Genomic DNA, 19,697 nt, shown 5'->3' on the forward strand with positions numbered 1-19,697 from the left:
GGTTGACCGCCCTGCTCAGTCGATCGATTCCAGACGCAGCGCATCGCCCAGAAGACCCAATGCGGCGGGCAGGTCATGGTCGCCGCCAAAGGTGTGGCTCAGGCGCAGGTGCTGCCCGTGCAAATCCTGAAGACTGAACAGCTCACCCGGCGCAATGAGCACATGCCGTTGGAGCAATCGCTGAAACACGCGCCTGATGTCGACCTGACGCAACGAGCGCACCCACAGGGTCGCGCCGCCTTGTGGCTCGACAACATGCAAGGCATCACCCAAGCGCTCGCGCAGAAGTTGAGTCATCTGCACGGAACGGTCCTTGAGCAACCGGCGCAGCACCTGCAGGTGCTGATCGATGCGCCCGTTACTGTACAAGCGCGCAATTGCTTTCTGGCGAAACGGTGACAGGCGAAACGAGCGCAACAGGAATTGCCGTTGCAGTTCGTCGCGCAAATGCCGGGAAAGCACGTAGCCATAAGGTGCTTCCGGGCCAATTACTTTCTCGAACGTGGAAAACACGATCAATCGGTCTGGATTCAGCAGATCGCGAAAACGCAGACCATCCGGTTCGAAACCGAGCTCGCCGTGACAATCGTTCTCCAGCACCCAGCTGCCATGCTGCTCAAGCAACTGCGCAATGGCTTGGCGGTTGTCGTCGGGCGCCAAACTGCCTCGCGGCATATTCAACCTTGAGGACAACAGCACCAACTGAACGTTTTTCATCTCGAGGATCTGCTTGAGCGAGTCAACATCCAGACTGCCATCTGCCCGCACCAGTAGTTCGATCACCTGTACTTCAGCGGCCTGGAGCAAGCGCAGAATGGTCCAGTCGCACGGTGATTCGACTACCACCGTCTTGTGCCGCAGGCCCAGAACCGCGATCAGAATTTCCAGCACACCCCGAAGATCCGCTCCGATATAGACTTCATCCGCGTGCCAGCAACGCTGGGGTGAGGTGGTGTAACGCGCTGCCAGCGCCGCGCGCAGTTCCAGCTCACCGCAAGGCTGCACACAAGATTGCGGCTGACGCGGATATTGCCGCAGCAGCTCTCTCTCCAGCAGCAACAGTGGACTGTCCAGGGGCTGCAACAATGTCGGCTCATCCGCACTGAGGACAAGCATTGCAGGACGCCTGGCATTGACGTAGACGGTTTCGAGCAAATCGCGCCCGCCCACGAGCGTGTCAATCGAGGACACCGGCAGCGCGTAATAGCCCGATTTGGCAACCGAGTAAACCCGCCCTTCCTTCTCCAGCAGCGAGTAGGCGTACTGAATCGTCGAAATCGACACGCTCAGACGGTCTGCCAATTGACGAAGCGATGGGAGCCGGATGCGCTCGTCGTTGGCAGACTCGTTGATCAGATGAGTCAAGTACCGGTACACCGCCTGGTAGGCAAAGCCGGTTTCCCGCACCCCGCTCAACGTCCTGCGGACCATTCACCCGCCAAGGCGATGCTACCGTCGCTGGTTGCTGCGTGAACGTTCGATGTATCGTCAGCCAGGGGTGCCATGCGATAAAGCTTGCCAATCAGACTGATGGGTAACCCGCTGACGTCGATCATCCATTGCAGAATCTGCTCGGGCACCGGTTCGCCTTGCATTGCCCGGTGCAAATCCGGCATGGCCACCAACATTCCCGGATGACACCGACGCAGAAAGTGCTCAAGCCCTTTGCCTTTGTCGACAAAAGGCGCAAAAAGCAGGCACACCAGCTGGGCCTCGCTCAAGCCGTGGCTTTTTTGCGCCTCTGCCGCTGCCAACTCACGCTGATCTGGTTGAGTCGCCAGCTTGCCAAACAGTTTTTCTGCCTGCTGGCACGCACTGTCCGGAGCCTGCTTGCGACGCATCATCACCAATGCCCGCTGCAAGAGCTCGGTAACGCCCGCGTCATAGCTTCCGCCGTGCATGAAACACTCCTGCAAGCCCCGAAGGTGAGCGGATATGCCGAGGCTGACGTATTCGTTTTCGGCAAACGGTGCCGGCAGCGCGTCCGGTCGATAGCCAAGAAACTCGGTAAGCAGCGGCCAGCGTTCTTCCAGGTCACTGATCAACAGGTCATTGGTGTCAATGAAGGTGGTTCGGCGACAGGATTCAAAATGTTGCGCAGGTCGCCATTGCACCTGATCAAGCTCCGGATAGAACGCGCGGTAGCAGTCACCCCGCAGCTCATCGAGCATTGCAAACAATGCCTCGTAGCTGGGCTCATGGTGAATGGTCGGACGGCATCCCGCTTTGGTCGTCGCCCGTTTCAGTCCTTCGAGAAATTGCTTCTGCTGGCGAGGCGTTTCGCTGCAGATCAATGCATCGACACCACTGTCCCAGCGGGCAATCTGTCCATAGAACTCGCCAGTGGCCAGGTACCCGTTATCCCACAGGTCAAGCGCGCCTTCACGTGGACGACGATGGCCCACCATCAGAAAATTGAGTCGATTGGCCTCAAAGCCCGCATCGGAGAACGGCGTTGGATGACTGAATGGCAGGACCTCGCGATTATCGACCATCAGCACTTCGACGCGAGGATCGTCGTACAGGAACAAGGCGCTGTAGCTGCGGTGGATGTTTTCAAGCGACGTCGCGCTGGTGCCGTTCAGCTGTAACGACGCCACCCTCAATTGAAACGTGGCGGGCGACCGACCGGCAATACTCAGCTGGGCGGCACGCAGCAATGCAAGGGTGTAGCAGCTGTCGCGAGACCCGGACTGGATCGCCAGCACCTTGTAAGTGCCAATCCGCTCTGTGCCCCCCGCTGCCACCATCAAGCGCTGGATCAAAAGCTGCAATGCCGTACGTTCGGCGCGAGAGAAGAATCCCATCAACCGTTGCAATATTTGCTGGTAGACATGGTTCATGGCTTGATCATGGATGCTGGTCATATTTATGTACCTGATACTTGTAAGTTCGATATCGCACGCAGCGCGATAACTTTTACGACGTGCCTTGCCCGCCCTGATTCGAAGACAGGGTTTATTACTAAATGCTAGCACTTAAGGTTTGTGGCATTACTTGAAATAAATAAAGCTCGAACAAGCTTTATTTGAACGCGAATGGCCCGAATACCCCGCAAGGGCGCGGGCTTGAGATGTCTTCAGATATCTTAGGAAATTTCCGACAGCGTCCCACAGACAGGTAGCACAAGAAATAAGGAAGAAAGTCACCCGTGTTTTTTCGGCAACTGGAGAACGACGAACAGAATGTTCGGCATATATCAAAATAACGTGGTTAAAAGTATTGAGTTGACACTCAGTCATGACTCATTCCTTGAGATGAAAGCAATCATTCAATTATCAAGGCTTACAGACTGATTAGAAGATACAGATCAAGAGCAAAAACCAGTTCAGTTACCTGGCCGGTAAGCGCAGTACTGAATGGTTGTCCCGTTTTACGTGCGACGGACAAAAAAAAGCCCGTGCAAGCACGGACTTTTCATTGGGCCGAATTTACGCCGGCTCAACCTGCAGGGCTACTCGTTCGCGGCATGGGCATTCGTCCATGTAGCGGTGAGCCTCGACAAACTCGGCAAACGGAAAGACCCGGGTCTTGAGCGGCAGCAGCACACGGTCTGCGGTCAGCTGGTTGATATCACGCAACGCCCGTTGCAGCGCCACCTGATCCTGGATAATCCCCAACTCCGGCTTGCCGGTGAAGTTACCGATGCAGTGCACGAAGAACTGAATGTTCTTCTGGAACGCTGCACATGCCGGGAACGGGGTCTGGTTACCCCCTTGCAGTCCGTACAACACCAGGCTGCCACGCGGGGCAAGCACATCCCCCAGCAAAGACATCTGCGGCCCGCCAAGGCCATCGAACACCACATCGACACCGCGGTTATCGGTGATCTTGTTGATCTGCATCAGCAGATCCTGTTCCTCGGTGACGATGACTTTCTCGGCGCCCAGGGACAGCAGGTTGTCGCGTTCATCTGCACTCTTCGTTGCCGCAATCACCCGGATGCCCAGCGCTTTGCCCAACTGGACAAATGACGGACCGGCGCAGTGACTGGCGTCAGTCACCAGGGCGAACTGCCCGGGCTTGACCCGTGCCAGATCCACGTAGGCAAAATAGGCAATCAACAGCGGCGTGTAATGCACACTGGCTTCAATCGGGCTCAGCACATCCGGGTATCGGGTCAATGCTGTGCGCGGCAGAACAATCTGTTCGCCGTAGACCGGGTAATCATTGGGACTTTCGGCCGGGAAGCTGGCGACCTTGTCACCCACCGCCAAGTCATCCACGCCCTCACCTACTGCGGTGACGACGCCGGACATTTCACTGCCAAGGCCCGAAGGCAACTTGGCATGGGACGACGCCAGGTTCTGGCGCCATAGAATGTCGTACCAACTGATGCCAATCGCTTCGACGCGCACCTGCACTTCGCCCGGTGCAGGGAGTGCTGCCGCATGCTCTTCGCATTTGAGCACCTCGGCTGGACCAAACTTGTGAAAACGGATCGTGCGTGACATCGCAAACCTCGTCAAAGAAACCTCTAATGCCCTGAACTCTATCTGGGCTTTGTACCCAAGACTATCAGTGGCTATTAATAGTCGACATGCCTGTCATTGATTCCGCAGCATCGACAGGATCAACGGTTGTCGTGAAAGCTGGAAGGCCGTTGCACGTAAACTGAATTATTCGGTGCAGAGTACCAGCCTTTCCCCGTAAGATTCATGCCGGCCATTGTTCTCATATGACCGCTCTCGTCAAGCCTAGACTCTGCCAGGACTCCAGATGAATCGTAATGACCTGCGTCGTGTCGACCTGAACCTGTTGATCGTATTCGAAACATTGATGCACGAACGCAGTGTGACCCGCGCTGCGGAAAAACTGTTCCTCGGCCAGCCGGCGATCAGCGCGGCGCTCTCGCGCCTGCGCGGGCTGTTCGATGATCCGTTGTTCGTGCGCACCGGGCGCAGCATGGAACCGTCCGCGCGGGCGGTAGAGATCTTCGCCCTGCTCTCCCCGGCGCTGGATTCGATTTCCACTGCGGTCAGTCGTGCGTCCGAGTTCAACCCTGCGACCAGTACGGCGGTGTTCCGTATCGGCCTGTCGGACGACGTGGAATTTGCCCTGCTGCCGATGCTGCTCAAGCGCCTGCGCGCCGAATCCCCCGGCATCGTGCTGGTGGTGCGTCGTGTCAATTACATCCTGATGCCGGGACTGCTGGCTTCAGGTGAGATCTCCATCGGCGTCAGCTACACCACCGATCTCCCCGCCAATGCCAAGCGCAAGGTACTTCGACGCAGCCAGCCTAAGCTGTTGCGCGCCGACACCGTGCCGGGCCCGTTGAGCCTGGATGATTATTGCGCGCGGCCTCATGCGCTGGTGTCGTTCGCTGGCGACCTGAGCGGCTTTATTGATGAAGAGCTGGAGAAGCTCGGGCGCAAACGCCATGTGGTGCTCGCGGTACCGCAGTTCAACGGGTTGAGCACCCTGCTCGCCGGGACCGATATTGTCGCGACCGTGCCGGATTACACGGCTGAGGCGTTGACGGCGGCTGGGGGTGTACGTGCGGAAGATCCGCCGTTGCCGACACGCACTTTTGAATTGCACATGGCCTGGCGCGGATCGCAGGATAATGATCCGGGCGAGCGTTGGTTACGGTCGCGGATTCAGATGTTTTTTGGGGATCCGGACAGTCTCTAGACTTCTTCTGGCATGCTGTTCATCTGATCATTTTTGCCTTTTCACAAACCATGGAGATCCATTCACTTCCAGTGGATTGCTACATTGGGGGCACATCTGAGGGCATGCTTTGGATGGTTTGAAAAGGATGCCCCACTATCTGGAATTACTGCACATGTCGGTCCTGCGTATAGCTGTTGTAGTTGGAAGCATTTGGGTAAGTTCGGTGTTGGCCGCCGAGCCGACCGAAAAAGTCGTGCGCATTGCACAACTCGTGATAGACCCTGCTCAATTGGCGGCTTACCAAACGGCGGTCAAGGAGGAAATGGCTGACTCTGTTCGCCTTGAGCCAGGCGTGCTCGCGATTTATTCGGTGGCGGAAAAGGACCACCCGAACCGCCTTCACTTCTTCGAAATCTATGCAAACGAAGCGGCCTACAAAAGCCACATCGCCTCTGCCCATTTTCAGAAATACGTGAATACGACAAAGTCCATGATCGTGTCCAGAACGCTTATCGAAACCGACCCGGTGCAACTCAGCGCACAGCAAGGTCAATGATTGGGCAATTATTTGCTCGGATTGTGCAATCAGGCCCGCAGACACAGCTCTATAGTTAGCCGTTATTGAGAGCAAGCTGCTGCTCACACATTCCGGAGAGCTGTCCCATCATGAGCGTCCTCACCATCAATGGCCGTGAATACACGGTTGACGTAGATCCCAGCACCCCCATTCTCTGGACCCTGCGTGACACCTTGGGGATGACCGGCACCAAGTTTGGCTGCGGCGCGGCGCTGTGCGGCGCCTGCACTGTTCACTTGGATGGTCAGGCCATTCGATCCTGTGTGACGCCAATAGCAGCGGCTGAGGGTCGCAAGATCACCACCATCGAAGCGGCGACAAATGGCAGCGACCCGGTCGGTGCTGCCGTGCATGAGGCTTGGGTCAAGCACGACGTGGCGCAATGTGGCTACTGCCAGAGCGGTCAAATCATGAGCGCGACGGCTTTTCTGAAAGTCCAACCCAAAGGCAAGCAACCCACCGCTGCCGAGATCGATTCAGCCATGGCGGGCAATATTTGCCGCTGCGGTACCTACGCCCGTATTCGCGCGGCGGTAGCGGACGCCGCCAAAATCCTTGCCTGACCGGAGCTCACCATGCTGAACGAAATCTTTTCCCAAGAGCTTCCGCGTTCCCTGCAACACCTACTCGAACGCGACCAAGCCGACGGTGCCTTCACACTTCCACGCCGCAGCTTCCTTAAAATCGTCGGCATTGGCGGCCTGGCCTTAGGTGCATTTCCTCACCTGGCGCTGGCGCAAGAGGCTACCAGCGGCGACGTCGCGCTACTCAAACCGAGTCAGCAACCCTCTGCATTCGTGCAGATCGCATCCAACGGAGAAGTCACGGTGACGATCAACCGGCTAGAGTTCGGTCAGGGTGTTCAGACCGGACTGCCGATGATTCTCGCTGAGGAACTCGATGCCGACTGGAGTCTTGTGCGAAGCCGCAACGGCAGTAACAACAATGCCTACCAAGACCCGATCTTCGGCATACACCTAACCGGCGGTTCCAATTCGATCAAGAACAGCTTCACCCAGTACCGCGAACTGGGTGCCCGCGCTCGGGCCATGCTGCTCGCGGCAGCGGCCGCACGCTGGAACGTGGAGGTTACGCACCTTCGCACTCAAGCGGGCATGGTGCTTGGCCCGGCAGGCCTTAAAGCGAGTTACGGCGAACTGGCAGAGGCTGCGATGGCGTTGCCCGTGCCCGACAAGGTCACACTCAAGGATCCCAGGGATTTCCGCATCATTGGCCAGGCCACTACGCGCATCGATGCCAAGGCCAAGAGCAGTGGCCAGCAGGATTTCGGCATCGACATGCGCTTGCCCGGACAGCTCACTGCCGTCGTTGCGCGGCCACCGGTGTTCGGTGCAAAAATCGCCTCCCTGGATGACAGCGCCGCACGCGCAATCAAGGGGGTAAAAGCCGTGTTGCGAGTACCTCTGGACGGCGGCGCCGAAGGTGTCGCGGTGATTGCCGATGGCTACTGGCAGGCGAAGCTAGGACGCGACGCATTGAAGCTGCAATGGGACCTGGCCACCGTCGAGAAGGTAGACAGCGAACAGCAACTGATCCAGTACCGGGCGCTAGCGGGTCAACCGGGCTTGGTCCACTTTGATGCCGACATGGCACCGCTTGCTACAGCCAAGCATCAATTGGAGGCAGAGTTCGTATTTCCCTACCTGGCTCATGCGCCCATGGAACCGCTGAACTGCACCGTGCAGATTTCCGATAAGGGCGCACAACTGTGGGTTGGCACTCAGTTTCCGGGGGGTGACAGTGCCGCAGCGGCCAAGGTCCTGAATCTGAAACCCGAGCACATTCAAATCAACGTGCAAACGGCCGGCGGTGGTTTTGGCCGGCGTGGCGTGCCCACCAGTGATTTCATCGTGCAGGCGTGTGAAGTCGCTAAAGCCGCACGGTCAGTCGGGCTGAATGTCCCCATACGGACTCTCTGGAGCCGCGAAGACGATATCAAGGGCGGCTATTACCGCCCCATGCACCTGCATCGCGCGCGTATAGGCTTTGACGACAGCGGCACGGTGGTGGCGTGGGACCATGTCTTGATCGGGCAATCGATCCTTACCGACACGATGTTTGGAGGCCAGATTAAGAACGGCATTGACCCGACGGCGACAGAAGGCATGCGAGACCCTTATCCCCTACCGATGCGGCTGACAGTCCACCATCCCAAGCTCAACGTACCTGTGCTGTGGTGGCGCAGCGTGGGCTCTACCCACACGGCCTTTGTGATGGAGACATTGCTCGACGAGATTGCGCGAACGACGAAGCAAGACCCGGTGGCATACCGAATGAAGCTGTTTGGCGAGCAAAGCCCGCGCCATCGCGAAGCGCTGCAATTATCGGTGGACAAGAGCGGGTATGGCAAACGTCAACTGCCTGCCGGACACGCGTGGGGCGTTGCGGTCCATGAGTGTTTCAGTTCGGTAGTGGCTTATGTGGTGGAAGCCTCAGTGCAGAGCGGTCGCCCGGTGCTGCACCACGTGACCGCCGGTGTCCATTGCAACCTGGTCGTCAACCCACGCAGCGTTGAGGCCCAAGTGCAAGGCGCGGCGCTGATGGGCTTGTCGATGTGTTTGCCAGGCAATGCCATCACCCTGAAAGACGGCGTCGTGCAGCAAAGCAACTTTGCAGACTTCAGCGTTCCGCGCATCACCGACATGCCCGAGTTCGCGGTCCATATAGTGCCAAGCGCCGAACCGCCCACCGGCATGGGCGAGCCTGGCTTGCCGGCACTGGCCCCCGCTTTTGCAAACGCCATCGCCAGTCTGACGGGTAAGCCAATACGCGAACTGCCTTTCAAGCTGGCATAAATCGACGAAGCGAAGCCAGACCCGGTCAACGTCACCCAGCGGTTCGAGGTGGGGGCGTTGGCCAGGAGAAAGAGGGGGTTATGTGCCTGCCAGTGGATACGCGCGAGGGAGCCGAACAGGACGCTGCAAACGTCCTGGTTATAGGCTCCTCTCACACACCACTGATTCCGTCACATGCGAATCCGTTTGATATCGCGCTGAGGTGGCTCACCAAACAGGCGACTGTATTCGCGGCTGAACTGCGATGAGCTTTCATACCCCACCAGCCCGCCCGCGTTGCTTGCATCGATATTCTGGCTGAGCATCAACTGTCGAGCTGCTTGTAGCCGTAACTGCTTCTGATACTGCAGCGGGCTCATCCCGGTCACAGCCCGAAAGTGTTGGCGAAACGTGGAAGGACTCATATGCGCTTGTGCCGCCAGATCATCCATGCGCAACGCCTGACGGAAATTAACTTTGAGCCAAGCTAATGTCTTGGCAATTTGCTGACTGGGTGAACCGGCGGCAATCACATGCAACAACTGCGGGCCATGGGTTCCGTTCAACAGCCGGGCAATGATCTCTTCCTTGATCAGCGGTGCGAGGGTCTCAATCCAGTGGGGCTCTTTGAGCAGGTCCACCAAGCGCCTCAGCGCATCCAGCACCCCCACATCCAAAGGCTGTACGGTCACGGGACGAAACGCGTCATCTCGCATACGCTGCGATAACCGCATACGCTCGGCGACCTGCATCACGGTGGCGCTGTCGAGTGCCAGCATCATGCCGAGGAATGGCTTGAGCACGCTGGCTTGTGTGACATGGGAAGTGACCGGGAGATCGACACTGGTCACCATCGACTCGCCGGGTGTATAGGGAAGGACTTCACTGCCGACGATCACCTGTTTGCCGCCTTGCAAGGTTACGCCAATTCCCAGTCCGTAGATGCAGTGCATGGGCGCCGTAACGGCTTTACGCCGATGCAGGCTCAGGCCGGGAATGTCGGTGATGCGGTCACCATCGCCCGGTACCAGTTGGCTAACCGATCTGGCGAGACGCGTGACATCAGTCATGACTTGGTCGTTTGACACATCGCTATTCACATTCAAATCCCAGAAAAAACAGACTTAGAGATGGGCACGGCTCACGCCGTTAATCACCCGAACAATGTCGGCCATGACCGCAAGTGCGATCTCAGCCGGGGTCTTGCTTCCCAGTTTGTGTCCGATCGGCGCATGGATGCGATCAAGCGCATCGTCGTCCAGCCCACCGATTCGTTTGCCCCTTTCCATGCGCTTTTCACTGGTGTGCTGGGAGCCGATGGCGCCGATATAAAATGCGGGTGTCCTGACGGCTTCGAGCAAGGTCAGGTCGTCAAGTCGAGGATCATGAGTCAAGGTGACAATAGCCGTCGCTGCGTGGCATCCGCCTTGGAAAATATAGCTGGCAAGCACGCAAAAATGAAAGGCAAACTCCAGGCGCAGCGCCGCCCGCTCGCTCGGCAATACATGTACCCATTTGTGCACCCCGAACGTCATTGTCACGCGTTAATCCCGGCAATACTGAAGGCAATGGACACAGCGCCCCCCCTGAAAATCATTCGTATTGCTCACGTCGACAAGCGCTGCGCTTGCACCTGCGCGACGACATTGAAGGAGCTGAAGAGCAGCGCTTTGGCCGACGGTTGGCACGCCATGTGAAACAGATCGAGTTCCAAGCGTTGTGCCCTCTCCAGCGCTTGCTCCCCGTATTCCCTGGAGGACCACAGAAGCTGCATGAGCGCGCGATCGCCTTCGTCACTCACCTGCACGCACGCTCTGATGAACCCTGGACATGAGCAGGTAAAGCGTTCGATACGGCTCATCAACGACGCCACCAACTCCGGCATGTGGATGGGATCGACGGTAAATTCAACGACGTGACTGAACCCGCAGTTTCGGCTTGACCAGGTCATGAAGGCTCTCCAAAAAAGTTATCGTACGGTCGACGTGTACTTTCAGTGCTTACCGAGGGTGGTCGACGGAGCGCGCATCGGCAAACACCGCAAAGCGCAACGCGGGAGTACACAGCACATCGACACTTCCAGTTTCAAACCCATGTGAGCAAGCGGTTGAATACGCTACGCGGGGGCCCGCAACGCCAGGATCGAGCAGCGCCTGAAATGACCAACGGGAATTTTCCGGCTCCCCAAGGCTTCACACAGCGCAATTTTTGCCTGCGCATCCTCTCTGTCAGCCTGGCGGGAGCGTTCAATCTGATCAGCAAGAACCGGATCAACGATCCGATCTGTAAACAACACTTCACCCTCCTCCCAGACTTCGGGCGGGCAAATCTTGTTTTCCCGATCAAGGGCAATTAACGGATTGATCTCCGCCGGATATATACGACACACCAGCGGCCGTTCTTCGTAGATACCGCAACAACCGTCATCGCCGAGGCTTTGGCATTGCTCCAGCGCATTGCCCGCAAACACTGCAACGGCCCGCACATGGGAATTACCGCAAGGCACCTCGACTGCGCGTCCTGCGGCGTGGGCAAACTGTTGCGGCCCAGCAGTCCAGATGGATTGCTCAAACGCCTCCAGTATGATCGCGACCTCATGCCCTCTTTCCAGCCACTGCCTTGTCTCGTTCAACGTCAGTGGAACCAACCGCCCCTTGCAGCAGATCCCGCAGCCATTGCACGCAAACCGGATGCTGTTGTTTTGCATATCGCTACTCGCCTGTATGTTCGACTGTCCACAGAAACACCTGCCACCCGCCTACAGCGCAGGCAGGTCTTGAGGCACCCTGGGAGTATGTGAAATGCAGAGCGGCTGCGTTTGCTCGATCGAGTGGCATCGTTGCTCGATTCAAGCGTTCTCAAATACGGGAGACTGAGGAGCGGCGGGATTGCCTTTCTCAGGGTGGGGCTGGTGTCAGAAATGAGCCTAGGCGAGCCCATGTGGCTGAGGCACGCTGACTGAGGTTCGCAGCTGCGCACCACGGCCAAACCTTCGTTACGGTGCGCCCTGGAGCTTGAACCAACCCGTGGTGGCCTCGATTACGCCCCACAGTTTTGGCGGAATTGCGATCTGCGAAACGCGTGCCGGGTTCAGCGCCGTTTGAATCTGATCGTCGTGGCCTTTTTCTGCCAGTTCCACCCAGTCAGGATTTATGACAAGGCCCTGTCCAACCGCGACGAGCGACAGGCCGAGTTCAAGCGCTTCCTCGGCTTGGCGGGGCGTCTTGATCTGCCCGGCGGCAATCACTGGAATGCGCCCGTCGACATGATCCAGAATCACCTTCGCCGTAGTCTGGTCGCCCTGTCCGTCGACAGGCACCGTTTCCAGCACGCTCCCCAAGGAGACGTGGAGATAGTCAATACCGCTTTCGATCAGTCCATCGACAAGCACGCAGGTGTCGTCTATGCGCAATCCATTTTCGCCAGATTCATCTGGCGAAATGCGATAGCCGAACAGGAACGGTCGATCAGTGTGTGCCTTGATGACTCGATGAACCTCATGCACAACCGCCAATGGAAAACGCAGACGGTTCTCGAGTGAGCCGCCCCACTCGTCATCGCGCTGGTTGAACTTCGGAGAGAAGAAGTTCTGGATCAGAAATCCGTGGGCGCCATGCAGTTCTATGCCGTCAAATCCCGCCTCGATGGCACGACGCGTCGCCTCACCAAACGCGAGGATCACGTCGTGGATTTCTTCCGGGGTCATTGCGCGCGGGGTAGCGCTAACGCTGAACGCTCCCGCGTCGATGCTCACTGCGCTGGCACTGACAACGTCTGGCACCAACTCCAAAACGGCCTTGTTACCTGCGTGGAACAGCTGCAGAACAGCCGTTGCACCACCGCTCTTCGCGGCCTTGGCCAATCGCTTGAGACTGGGAACGAATGTATCGTCGAACGCTGCGAATTCGTCGGTGAATCCAATACCGTTGGCGAGTACGTGCGTGCAACCGGTGATCACCAGACCGACACCGTTTACCCGACGCTGGTAATAAGCAATTTCCTCGTCGGAGACTGTACCGTCCGCGTTGCCGGCCCACGTTGTCATGGGGGCCATCGCCACGCGATTGCGCAACTCGATTCCGTTGTCGAACACAAACGGCTCGAACACCTTACGCGTAACCTGATTCATTTGAGTACCTGATACAAATGGTTTGATCAATGACGCCCTTCTCTACCCCGCGCCAAAACGCGCCGGCTGGAGGAAAATCGCTACTGGACGCCTTCAGCGGCTTTCACATTCTGACGGTCACTGGGTGACGTCGACGGCACGCATATGCATTGGGCTCATTCGACCACCGTGCACTTTTAGCTTTGCCAGAGCTGCATCCATTTCCACCAGTTCTGCGGCCGTCAGCTTCACGCTGACGGATGCCAGGTTCTCATGTAGGTGATCGAGCTTGCGCGTGCCTGGAATCGGGACGATCCAGGGCTTCTGCGCGAGCAACCACGCCAGCGATATCTGGGCAGGAGAGGCATGCTTTTCCTGTGCGAACTTCCTGAGCAAAGTAATGATCGGCTCGTTTGCTGACAGGTTCTCAGGCGTGAATCGTTCAAACCCGGAACGTAAATCGGTGTTGGCGTCGAACCGTGTACTGCCATTCAGTGTGCCGGGTAAAAAGCCCATGCCCAGCGGGCCCCAGCACACGAAACCGATACCCAGTTGTTCACAGGTCTCAAGGACTCCGTTGTGCTCGACGCTTCTCTCCATCACGGAGTATTCGGTTTGGACCGCCGTCACTGGATGAACGGCATGCGCTCGGCGAATGGTGCTTGCACTTGCCTCCGAGAGACCGAAGTGCAACACCTTGCCCTCTTTTATCAGGTCCTGGACCGTACCCGCGACATCCTCGATCGGTACATTTGGATCCACTCGGTGTTGATAGTAGAGATCGATACGGTCGGTGCGCAGCCGCTTCAGCGAGCCCTCAAGCACCTTACGGATATGTTCCGGACGACTATTGAGTGCGCCACCGGCATCCATGTCGAAACCGAATTTTGACGCGATGACAACAGCGTTGCGAAACGGCGAAAGCGCCTCACCTACCAATTCTTCATTGGTATACGGCCCATACACTTCGGCCGTATCAAAAAAAGTGACGCCCTGTTCATGGGCCGTGCGGATGACCTTGATGCCCTGCTCCTTGCCTGCAGGTACGCCGTAATTGGCGCTGATGTTCATGCACCCGACACCGAGTTCCGAGACTTCCAGCGAACCCAGCTTGCGCGTTTTTGTAACCCGCGCTCCGCTCACTTTTGCGCTATCCGGCGAGGCTGCCAAGGACAGGGGTGCAACACTCAACCCGGCCCCTACGACCGCCCCGCCAATCAAAACGTCACGGCGACTGAAGCCTGGGTGATCCTGGAATGCGTTTTCTGATGTGCCTCTCTTATCCTGCTGCATGATCGCGCCCTATCTGTAAATTGCTGCGATGGGATAGACGTTGGTTAAACCCGTCGATACCCCCGGGTAAATCCTGGCTTCAGTATGCGGCGCACCTGCCGGGATCATTTGCCCGTTTTGTCGGCATCACTGCCTATTCCAAGGATTCTTCTGAGCATTTCAGACAGTCAGCCGACCACGCGGTCGTTACAGAGGGTGAGTTGTCTCGGCCTGCTGTGCGACCAAACATGCGGTCGAGGGCATCACTGAATGCCTGGCACTTGAGGTTGCCCCCTTGGGCTTACACGTGACTTTTGAAGACGAACTTCAGAAGCGTCATGAGGAACTGGCTGCGTGGCGTGATCTCTCGGTGTCACCCGCTCACGACTGATATCGCACTGTCCAACGCGGGGCTCTGAAAGGCATTCGGTTCGCCATTCAGTTTTTGCCCGCCCCGCGCATCGCCATTTCCTGATGGGTTGCTATCAAGTCGCAGCCGCTCAAGCCTTGGCAGGTGCCAACTCTGACCGTGACGCATCGCGAAAGGTAAACATGAACACCAGCACGACACCTAGGGAAAAGAACGCCGGGAACAACCAGATGCTCTGCCACTGGTGACCCGCAGGGGTGGCGTAGTAATCGGAGACATGGCCTGCGACCCAGAAACCGATCAGCATGCCAACGCCGTAGGTGGCCAGGGTAATCAGGCCCTGGGCCGAGCTTCTGAAACGCTCAGGGATTTTCGCGTCGGTATAGATCTGCCCGGACACAAAGAAAAAGTCGTAGCAGATACCGTGCAGGGCGATACCGGTGAACAGCATAAAAGCCAGGTCGGTGTTGTTACCGTAGGCGAACAACACATAGCGCAAAGCCCACGCCAGCATGCCCATCAATAAGGCAATCTTTATACCGAAGCGGTGAATGAACAGCGGGAGCAGGAGCATGAACAGGACTTCGGAGACCTGTCCGATGGCCATCTTTGCCGTGGGATTGGTCATGCCGATGTCGGCAAGGAATGGGTTGGCATTCTGGTAATAGAACGCCAGCGGGATACAGATCAGGATCGAGGCAATGAAAAACACTAGGTAGCTGCGGTCTTTCAACAGGCCCAGGGCATCCAGGCCGAGGATCTGTTTCATACCGGTTCGAGTTTGCGCCGCTTTCAGCGGTGCCGTACTCGGCAGCGTGAAGCTGTAGACGCCCAGCAGCAGAGACGCCAGGGCCGCCATCAGGAAGGTGTTGCGCAGCGCACCGGAAGCAATCGCGGCTTTGGCGTCCCAGGCAAAGACAAAACTGATCACCACACCGGCGACAATCCAGCCCACGGTGCCCCACACACGAATGCGCGCAAACTCCAGCGCCGGGTCGCGCATCTGCCGGAAGGCCACCGAGTTGACCAATGCCAGGGTCGGCATGTAGATCATCATGTAGGCCAGCACGTAGGGATAGAACGCAGCAAAATCTGGCGCCTGGTAGAGCTGATAGAGCAACACCGCCCCCACCAGATGCAGCACCGCCAGAATGCGTTCGGCATTGAAAAAACGGTCGGCGATCAGCCCAATCACAAACGGCGCAATGATCGCGCCCCAGGACTGAGTCGAGAACGCCATGCCGATCTGGCCACCGCTGGCGCCCAGTTGGCTGGACAGAAAAGTGCCCAGGGTGACGAACCAGCTACCCCAGATAAAAAACTGCAGAAACATCATGGCGCTCAAGCGCGCACTCATCCACGTCATAACAGTCACCGTCTTGTTTTTATTGAAGGTTGTTATCGAAGGAAAAAGGTCAAGCTCAGGCGTCGGGTAATCCCAGCAAACGCCGGTTGGACGCCGTATCGCTGGCCACGCTGACAAAGTCGTCAAAGGCCTTTTGGCTTCGAGTGATCATGTGCTCGCGAATGAACCCTGCACCTTCGGCGGCGCCTTGGGCGGAGTCCTTCAGGCAGCATTCCCATTCCAGAACCGCCCAACCGCTGAAGCCGTACTGGCTGAGCTTGCTGAAGATCGACTTGAAATCGATCTGCCCATCACCCAACGAGCGGAAACGCCCGGGGCGCTCGACCCAACCCTGGTAACCGCCATAGACACCGGAGCGCGCATCGGGACGGAACTCCGCGTCCTTGACGTGGAACATGCGGATGCGTGAGTGATAACGGTCGATAAACCCCAGGTAGTCCATTTGCTGAAGCAATAGGTGGCTGGGGTCATAGAGGATGGCCGCACGGGGATGATGATTGACCGCCTCGAGGAAACGCTCGAATGAGGCGCCGTCGTGCAGGTCTTCACCCGGGTGAATTTCGTAGCATAAGTCGACGCCGGCCTGATCAAAACAGTCGAGGATCGGCAGCCAGCGCTTGGCCAGTTCGGCAAAACCTTGCTCCACCAAACCGGCCGGGCGCTGTGGCCAGGGGTACATATAGGGCCAGAGCAAGGCCCCGGAAAACGTTGCGTGTGCCGTCAGGCCCAAACGCTGGCTGGCCCGTGCTGCCAGCTTCAATTGCTCGATCGCCCACTCGGTACGCGCCTGGGGCTGGCCACGCAGATGAGCCGGCGCGAAGTCATCGAACAGCGCATCGAACGCCGGGTGCACGGCCACCAACTGCCCTTGCAGGTGGGTGGACAGTTCGCTGATTTCAACCCCGGCGCTGGCGCAGACGGCCTTCAGATCATCGCAATAGCTCTGGCTTTCGGCTGCGCGTTCAAGGTCGATGTAGCGCGTGCCCAGGGTCGGTAGTTGAATGGCTATGTAGCCCTGGGACGCTGCCCATTGGGCGATATTGGCCAGAGTGTCGAAAGGCGCTTCATCGGTGATGAACTGCGCCAGGAATATCCCGGGGCCACGCAGGCCTTGAGGGGCAAGGGCATTCGGGGGCACGGCAGCCGTCTGCGGTTTCATCGGCTGCACTCCAGCGGGGTCCACTTGGCATCGCTGGTGTGGCTGGCGATGGCCGCTTCGATAAAGGCCATGCCACGCAGGCCCACCTCGATCCCCGGCACACCCGGCGCGGTGTGGCCTTCAACCTCGCCGCGAATAGCCTGGGCAAAATCGCCATACAGATTGGCCATGGCTTCCAGGTAACCTTCGGGATGACCAGCGGGCAAGCGCATACGCTGGGTCGCGGCCTCGCACAACCACGGCTGCCCGGTGCCGGAGCGCAAGACGCGCATCGGTTGCTCCAATGAACGATGAATCAGGCTGGCGGGTTGTTCCTGGCGCCATTCAAGGCCGCCCTTGTCACCGTAGACACGAATACTCAGCGGGTTCTCTTCCCCCGCGCAGACCTGGCTGGCGATCAGCACGCCACTGGCGCCCTGCTCCATCTTTAGCAGCATCGCGGCGTCGTCATCCAACTGACGGCCTTCGACGTGCACACCCAGACTGGCACACAGGTGGGTGACGGTTTGATCAGCCACAAACTCCGCCAGGGAAAAAGCATGGGTGCCGATATCGGCGATGCAGCCGCCCACTCCGGACAGTTCCGGCTGCCCACGCCACTCGGCCTGCTTGTTGCCCTGCCCGGCCACATCCTGGCTGAGCCAGCCCTGGGGATACTCCACCAGGACCTTTCGCACCACGCCAATCAAGCCACTGCGCACCATTTCCCGCGCTTGCCAGACCATGGGGTAACCGAGGTAGGTGTGGGCCAGGCCATAGAGCCCAACGCTGCTGTGCAAACGGGTTTTCAGGGCCTGCAGCTCAGCCAGGTTCAAGGCCGCGGGCTTCTCGCTGAACACATGGAAACCGGCGGCCAGCGCTTCGCTGGCCACCGGTGCGTGAAGATGATTGGGGGTGACAATCACCAGCAGTTCCATGCGCTGTTCGGCCGGCAGCGCGCGCTCGGCCTCCAGCATTGATTGCCATGTGCTGTAGCAGCGTGATTGCGCCAGGCCCAGGTAGCTGCCCGTACGCAGGTTGTTCTGCGCGTCGCGACTGAACGCACCGCAAACCAGCTCAAAGCGCCCATCGAGCCCCGCGGCCTGGTGATGAGCCTGGGCGATAAACGAACCCTCCCCCCCACCGACAAAGCCCATTCTTATTTTGGGTATCACTGTGTTCATCGCTGACCTTCTCTGTCCGGTTCGGTTGAAAGCTGTTTCCATCAAAATGTAACCGGATACATTTCAACTGGAATTTATGCGCTGGAGAGTAAGCTGTCAAATCGATAATCCACGGTCGCGAGGATTCAAGCGCAGGCAGACCTGCTGTAAGCTCGCCCGACGCTCAGTTCAAACATGAGGTGATTTTGTCCAATATTCGTGAAGTCGCCCGGCTCGCCGGCGTTTCGGTGGCTACCGTATCGCGCACCCTGACATCACCCGACCGCGTACGTCAGGCCACTCGCGACAAGGTCAACGCGGCCGTCGAACAGGCGGGTTATCGCCCCAACTTGATGGCAGTCCAGTTTCGCTCTCGGCGCACCGCCAACCTGGTCATCCTCGTCCCGAAAATTGCCAACACGTTTTTTGCGCGCGTGATAAGCGGCGCACAACAGGCCGCTCAATCCGCGGGTTATCGACTGTTACTCTGCGACACCCAGGGCCGCGAAGACATCGAGCGCGAGTTTGCCGAACTGGTTGACGCCCATCAGGCCGATGGCGTGATTCAGTTGCGTGCCTACGATCCTTTTCCGGCAGACCGCGCAGACACGCCGCCGATGATCAACGCCTGCGAAGTGATCAAGGGCGGACGCCATCCCACCATTAGCCTCGATAACCAGGCAGCCGCCAAAGCGATGACCGAACACCTGATCGGTTTGGGGCATCGTCGGATTGGCTTGATCAAGGGCCCTCAAAGCAGTCCACTGACCCAGGATCGAGTGGCGGGCTACCAGGCGGCATTGGCTCAGGCAGGCCTCACCAGCGACCCGGCGATTATTTGCCATGGCGACTTCAGCTTGCGCGCCGGCTATGACGGTGCTGCCACCCTGCTGACGCTACCCGATCGCCCTACTGCGCTGTTTTGCGAGAACGACGAGATGGCCATTGGCGCGCTCAAGCGCATCAAGGAAGCAGGCCTACGCGTGCCTGAAGACATCTCTTTGGTGGGATTCGATGATATTCCGTTGGCGCATTACAGTGATCCGCCGCTGACCACCATCGCCCAGCCCGCCGAAGGCTTTGGGCGCAGGGCCGTGGAGATGCTGATCAACCTGATCGAGAAAAAAACCAATCTTCAGCAGCATGTGATCCTGCCTTTTGAACTGACGATACGTAAAAGCTCTGCTGCCCCGTCAGTACAAAAGACAGAGGGGCGCTTTTGATATCTTAGAAAAGTGGCCACACCAGGATCAGCAAAGATAGTGGCTAGCAAGAGGCTGACCGGATCAGTG

The 19,697-nt window shown here is 58.1% G+C and carries 15 protein-coding genes and 2 pseudogenes; 5 read left to right on the top strand and 12 right to left on the bottom strand.

What is annotated here, in order from left to right; all coding sequences use genetic code 11:
- Positions 1–15 precede the first annotated feature (15 nt).
- The 3 genes from AC3ZVB_RS21015 to AC3ZVB_RS21025 all read right to left on the bottom strand — a co-directional run bounded on the left by AC3ZVB_RS21015 (position 16) and on the right by AC3ZVB_RS21025 (position 4,454).
- Complete coding sequence (locus AC3ZVB_RS21015) at positions 16–1,416, bottom strand: aminotransferase-like domain-containing protein (RefSeq protein WP_194692236.1); 1,401 nt, start codon at positions 1,414–1,416, stop codon at positions 16–18.
- On the bottom strand, positions 1,413–2,867 hold the full coding sequence (locus tag AC3ZVB_RS21020) for a hypothetical protein (RefSeq protein WP_490147631.1): 1,455 nt from the start codon (positions 2,865–2,867) through the stop codon (positions 1,413–1,415). Before AC3ZVB_RS21020 ends, AC3ZVB_RS21015 begins: the two co-directional genes overlap by 4 nt.
- A 564-nt stretch (positions 2,868–3,431) precedes the next feature.
- Positions 3,432–4,454, bottom strand: coding sequence for a zinc-dependent alcohol dehydrogenase family protein (locus AC3ZVB_RS21025; RefSeq protein ID WP_490147632.1), 1,023 nt, complete (start codon positions 4,452–4,454; stop codon positions 3,432–3,434).
- A gap of 265 nt (positions 4,455–4,719) precedes the next feature.
- On the opposite strand from AC3ZVB_RS21025, the gene AC3ZVB_RS21030 reads away from it, so the two are divergent.
- The 4 genes from AC3ZVB_RS21030 (at position 4,720) to AC3ZVB_RS21045 (ending at position 9,009) form a co-directional block, all read left to right on the top strand.
- Positions 4,720–5,634: a LysR family transcriptional regulator gene (locus AC3ZVB_RS21030; RefSeq protein ID WP_162440031.1), complete on the top strand. Its 915-nt coding sequence runs from the start codon at positions 4,720–4,722 to the stop codon at positions 5,632–5,634.
- A 154-nt stretch (positions 5,635–5,788) separates the two neighbouring features.
- Positions 5,789–6,172: a putative quinol monooxygenase gene (locus AC3ZVB_RS21035; protein ID WP_490147633.1), complete on the top strand. Its 384-nt coding sequence runs from the start codon at positions 5,789–5,791 to the stop codon at positions 6,170–6,172.
- Between the two features lie 110 nt (positions 6,173–6,282).
- The gene (locus tag AC3ZVB_RS21040) at positions 6,283–6,756 is read left to right on the top strand and encodes a (2Fe-2S)-binding protein (RefSeq protein WP_490147634.1); all 474 of its coding nucleotides are present in this window, start codon (positions 6,283–6,285) and stop codon (positions 6,754–6,756) included.
- 12 nt (positions 6,757–6,768) lie between these two features.
- A complete protein-coding gene (locus AC3ZVB_RS21045; RefSeq protein ID WP_490147635.1) occupies positions 6,769–9,009 on the top strand; it encodes a xanthine dehydrogenase family protein molybdopterin-binding subunit in 2,241 nt (746 codons plus the stop codon).
- 170 nt (positions 9,010–9,179) lie between these two features.
- On the opposite strand, the gene AC3ZVB_RS21050 is transcribed toward AC3ZVB_RS21045, so the two are convergent.
- The 9 genes and pseudogenes from AC3ZVB_RS21050 to AC3ZVB_RS21090 form a co-directional block, all read right to left on the bottom strand.
- On the bottom strand, positions 9,180–10,058 hold the full coding sequence (locus AC3ZVB_RS21050; protein WP_490147636.1) for an AraC family transcriptional regulator: 879 nt from the start codon (positions 10,056–10,058) through the stop codon (positions 9,180–9,182).
- Between the two features lie 54 nt (positions 10,059–10,112).
- Positions 10,113–10,433 (bottom strand): annotated as a pseudogene (locus tag AC3ZVB_RS21055) (XdhC family protein); the annotation flags it as partial.
- A gap of 161 nt (positions 10,434–10,594) precedes the next feature.
- Positions 10,595–10,939, bottom strand: a complete 345-nt coding sequence (locus AC3ZVB_RS21060; protein ID WP_490147637.1) for an antibiotic biosynthesis monooxygenase — start codon at positions 10,937–10,939, stop codon at positions 10,595–10,597.
- A gap of 231 nt (positions 10,940–11,170) precedes the next feature.
- Positions 11,171–11,695, bottom strand: a pseudogene (locus tag AC3ZVB_RS21065) (YkgJ family cysteine cluster protein); the annotation flags it as partial.
- 288 nt (positions 11,696–11,983) lie between these two features.
- Positions 11,984–13,147: an NADH-dependent flavin oxidoreductase gene (locus AC3ZVB_RS21070; protein WP_490147638.1), complete on the bottom strand. Its 1,164-nt coding sequence runs from the start codon at positions 13,145–13,147 to the stop codon at positions 11,984–11,986.
- A gap of 87 nt (positions 13,148–13,234) precedes the next feature.
- Positions 13,235–14,389, bottom strand: a complete 1,155-nt coding sequence (locus AC3ZVB_RS21075) for an aldo/keto reductase (RefSeq protein WP_490147639.1) — start codon at positions 14,387–14,389, stop codon at positions 13,235–13,237.
- 479 nt (positions 14,390–14,868) lie between these two features.
- The gene (locus AC3ZVB_RS21080; RefSeq protein ID WP_490147640.1) at positions 14,869–16,104 is read right to left on the bottom strand and encodes a nucleoside permease; all 1,236 of its coding nucleotides are present in this window, start codon (positions 16,102–16,104) and stop codon (positions 14,869–14,871) included.
- A gap of 55 nt (positions 16,105–16,159) precedes the next feature.
- Positions 16,160–17,263, bottom strand: a complete 1,104-nt coding sequence (locus AC3ZVB_RS21085; RefSeq protein WP_490147641.1) for a sugar phosphate isomerase/epimerase family protein — start codon at positions 17,261–17,263, stop codon at positions 16,160–16,162.
- A complete protein-coding gene (locus tag AC3ZVB_RS21090) occupies positions 17,260–18,426 on the bottom strand; it encodes a Gfo/Idh/MocA family protein (RefSeq protein WP_490147642.1) in 1,167 nt (388 codons plus the stop codon). The genes AC3ZVB_RS21085 and AC3ZVB_RS21090 overlap by 4 nt, the downstream gene beginning before the upstream one ends.
- A gap of 185 nt (positions 18,427–18,611) precedes the next feature.
- Here AC3ZVB_RS21090 and AC3ZVB_RS21095 point away from each other — a divergent pair, with 185 nt between their 5' ends.
- A complete protein-coding gene (locus AC3ZVB_RS21095) occupies positions 18,612–19,628 on the top strand; it encodes a LacI family DNA-binding transcriptional regulator (protein WP_490147643.1) in 1,017 nt (338 codons plus the stop codon).
- Positions 19,629–19,697: the final 69 nt, after the last annotated feature.

It is taken from the genome of Pseudomonas sp. MDV22-iso1 (genome assembly GCF_058145095.1).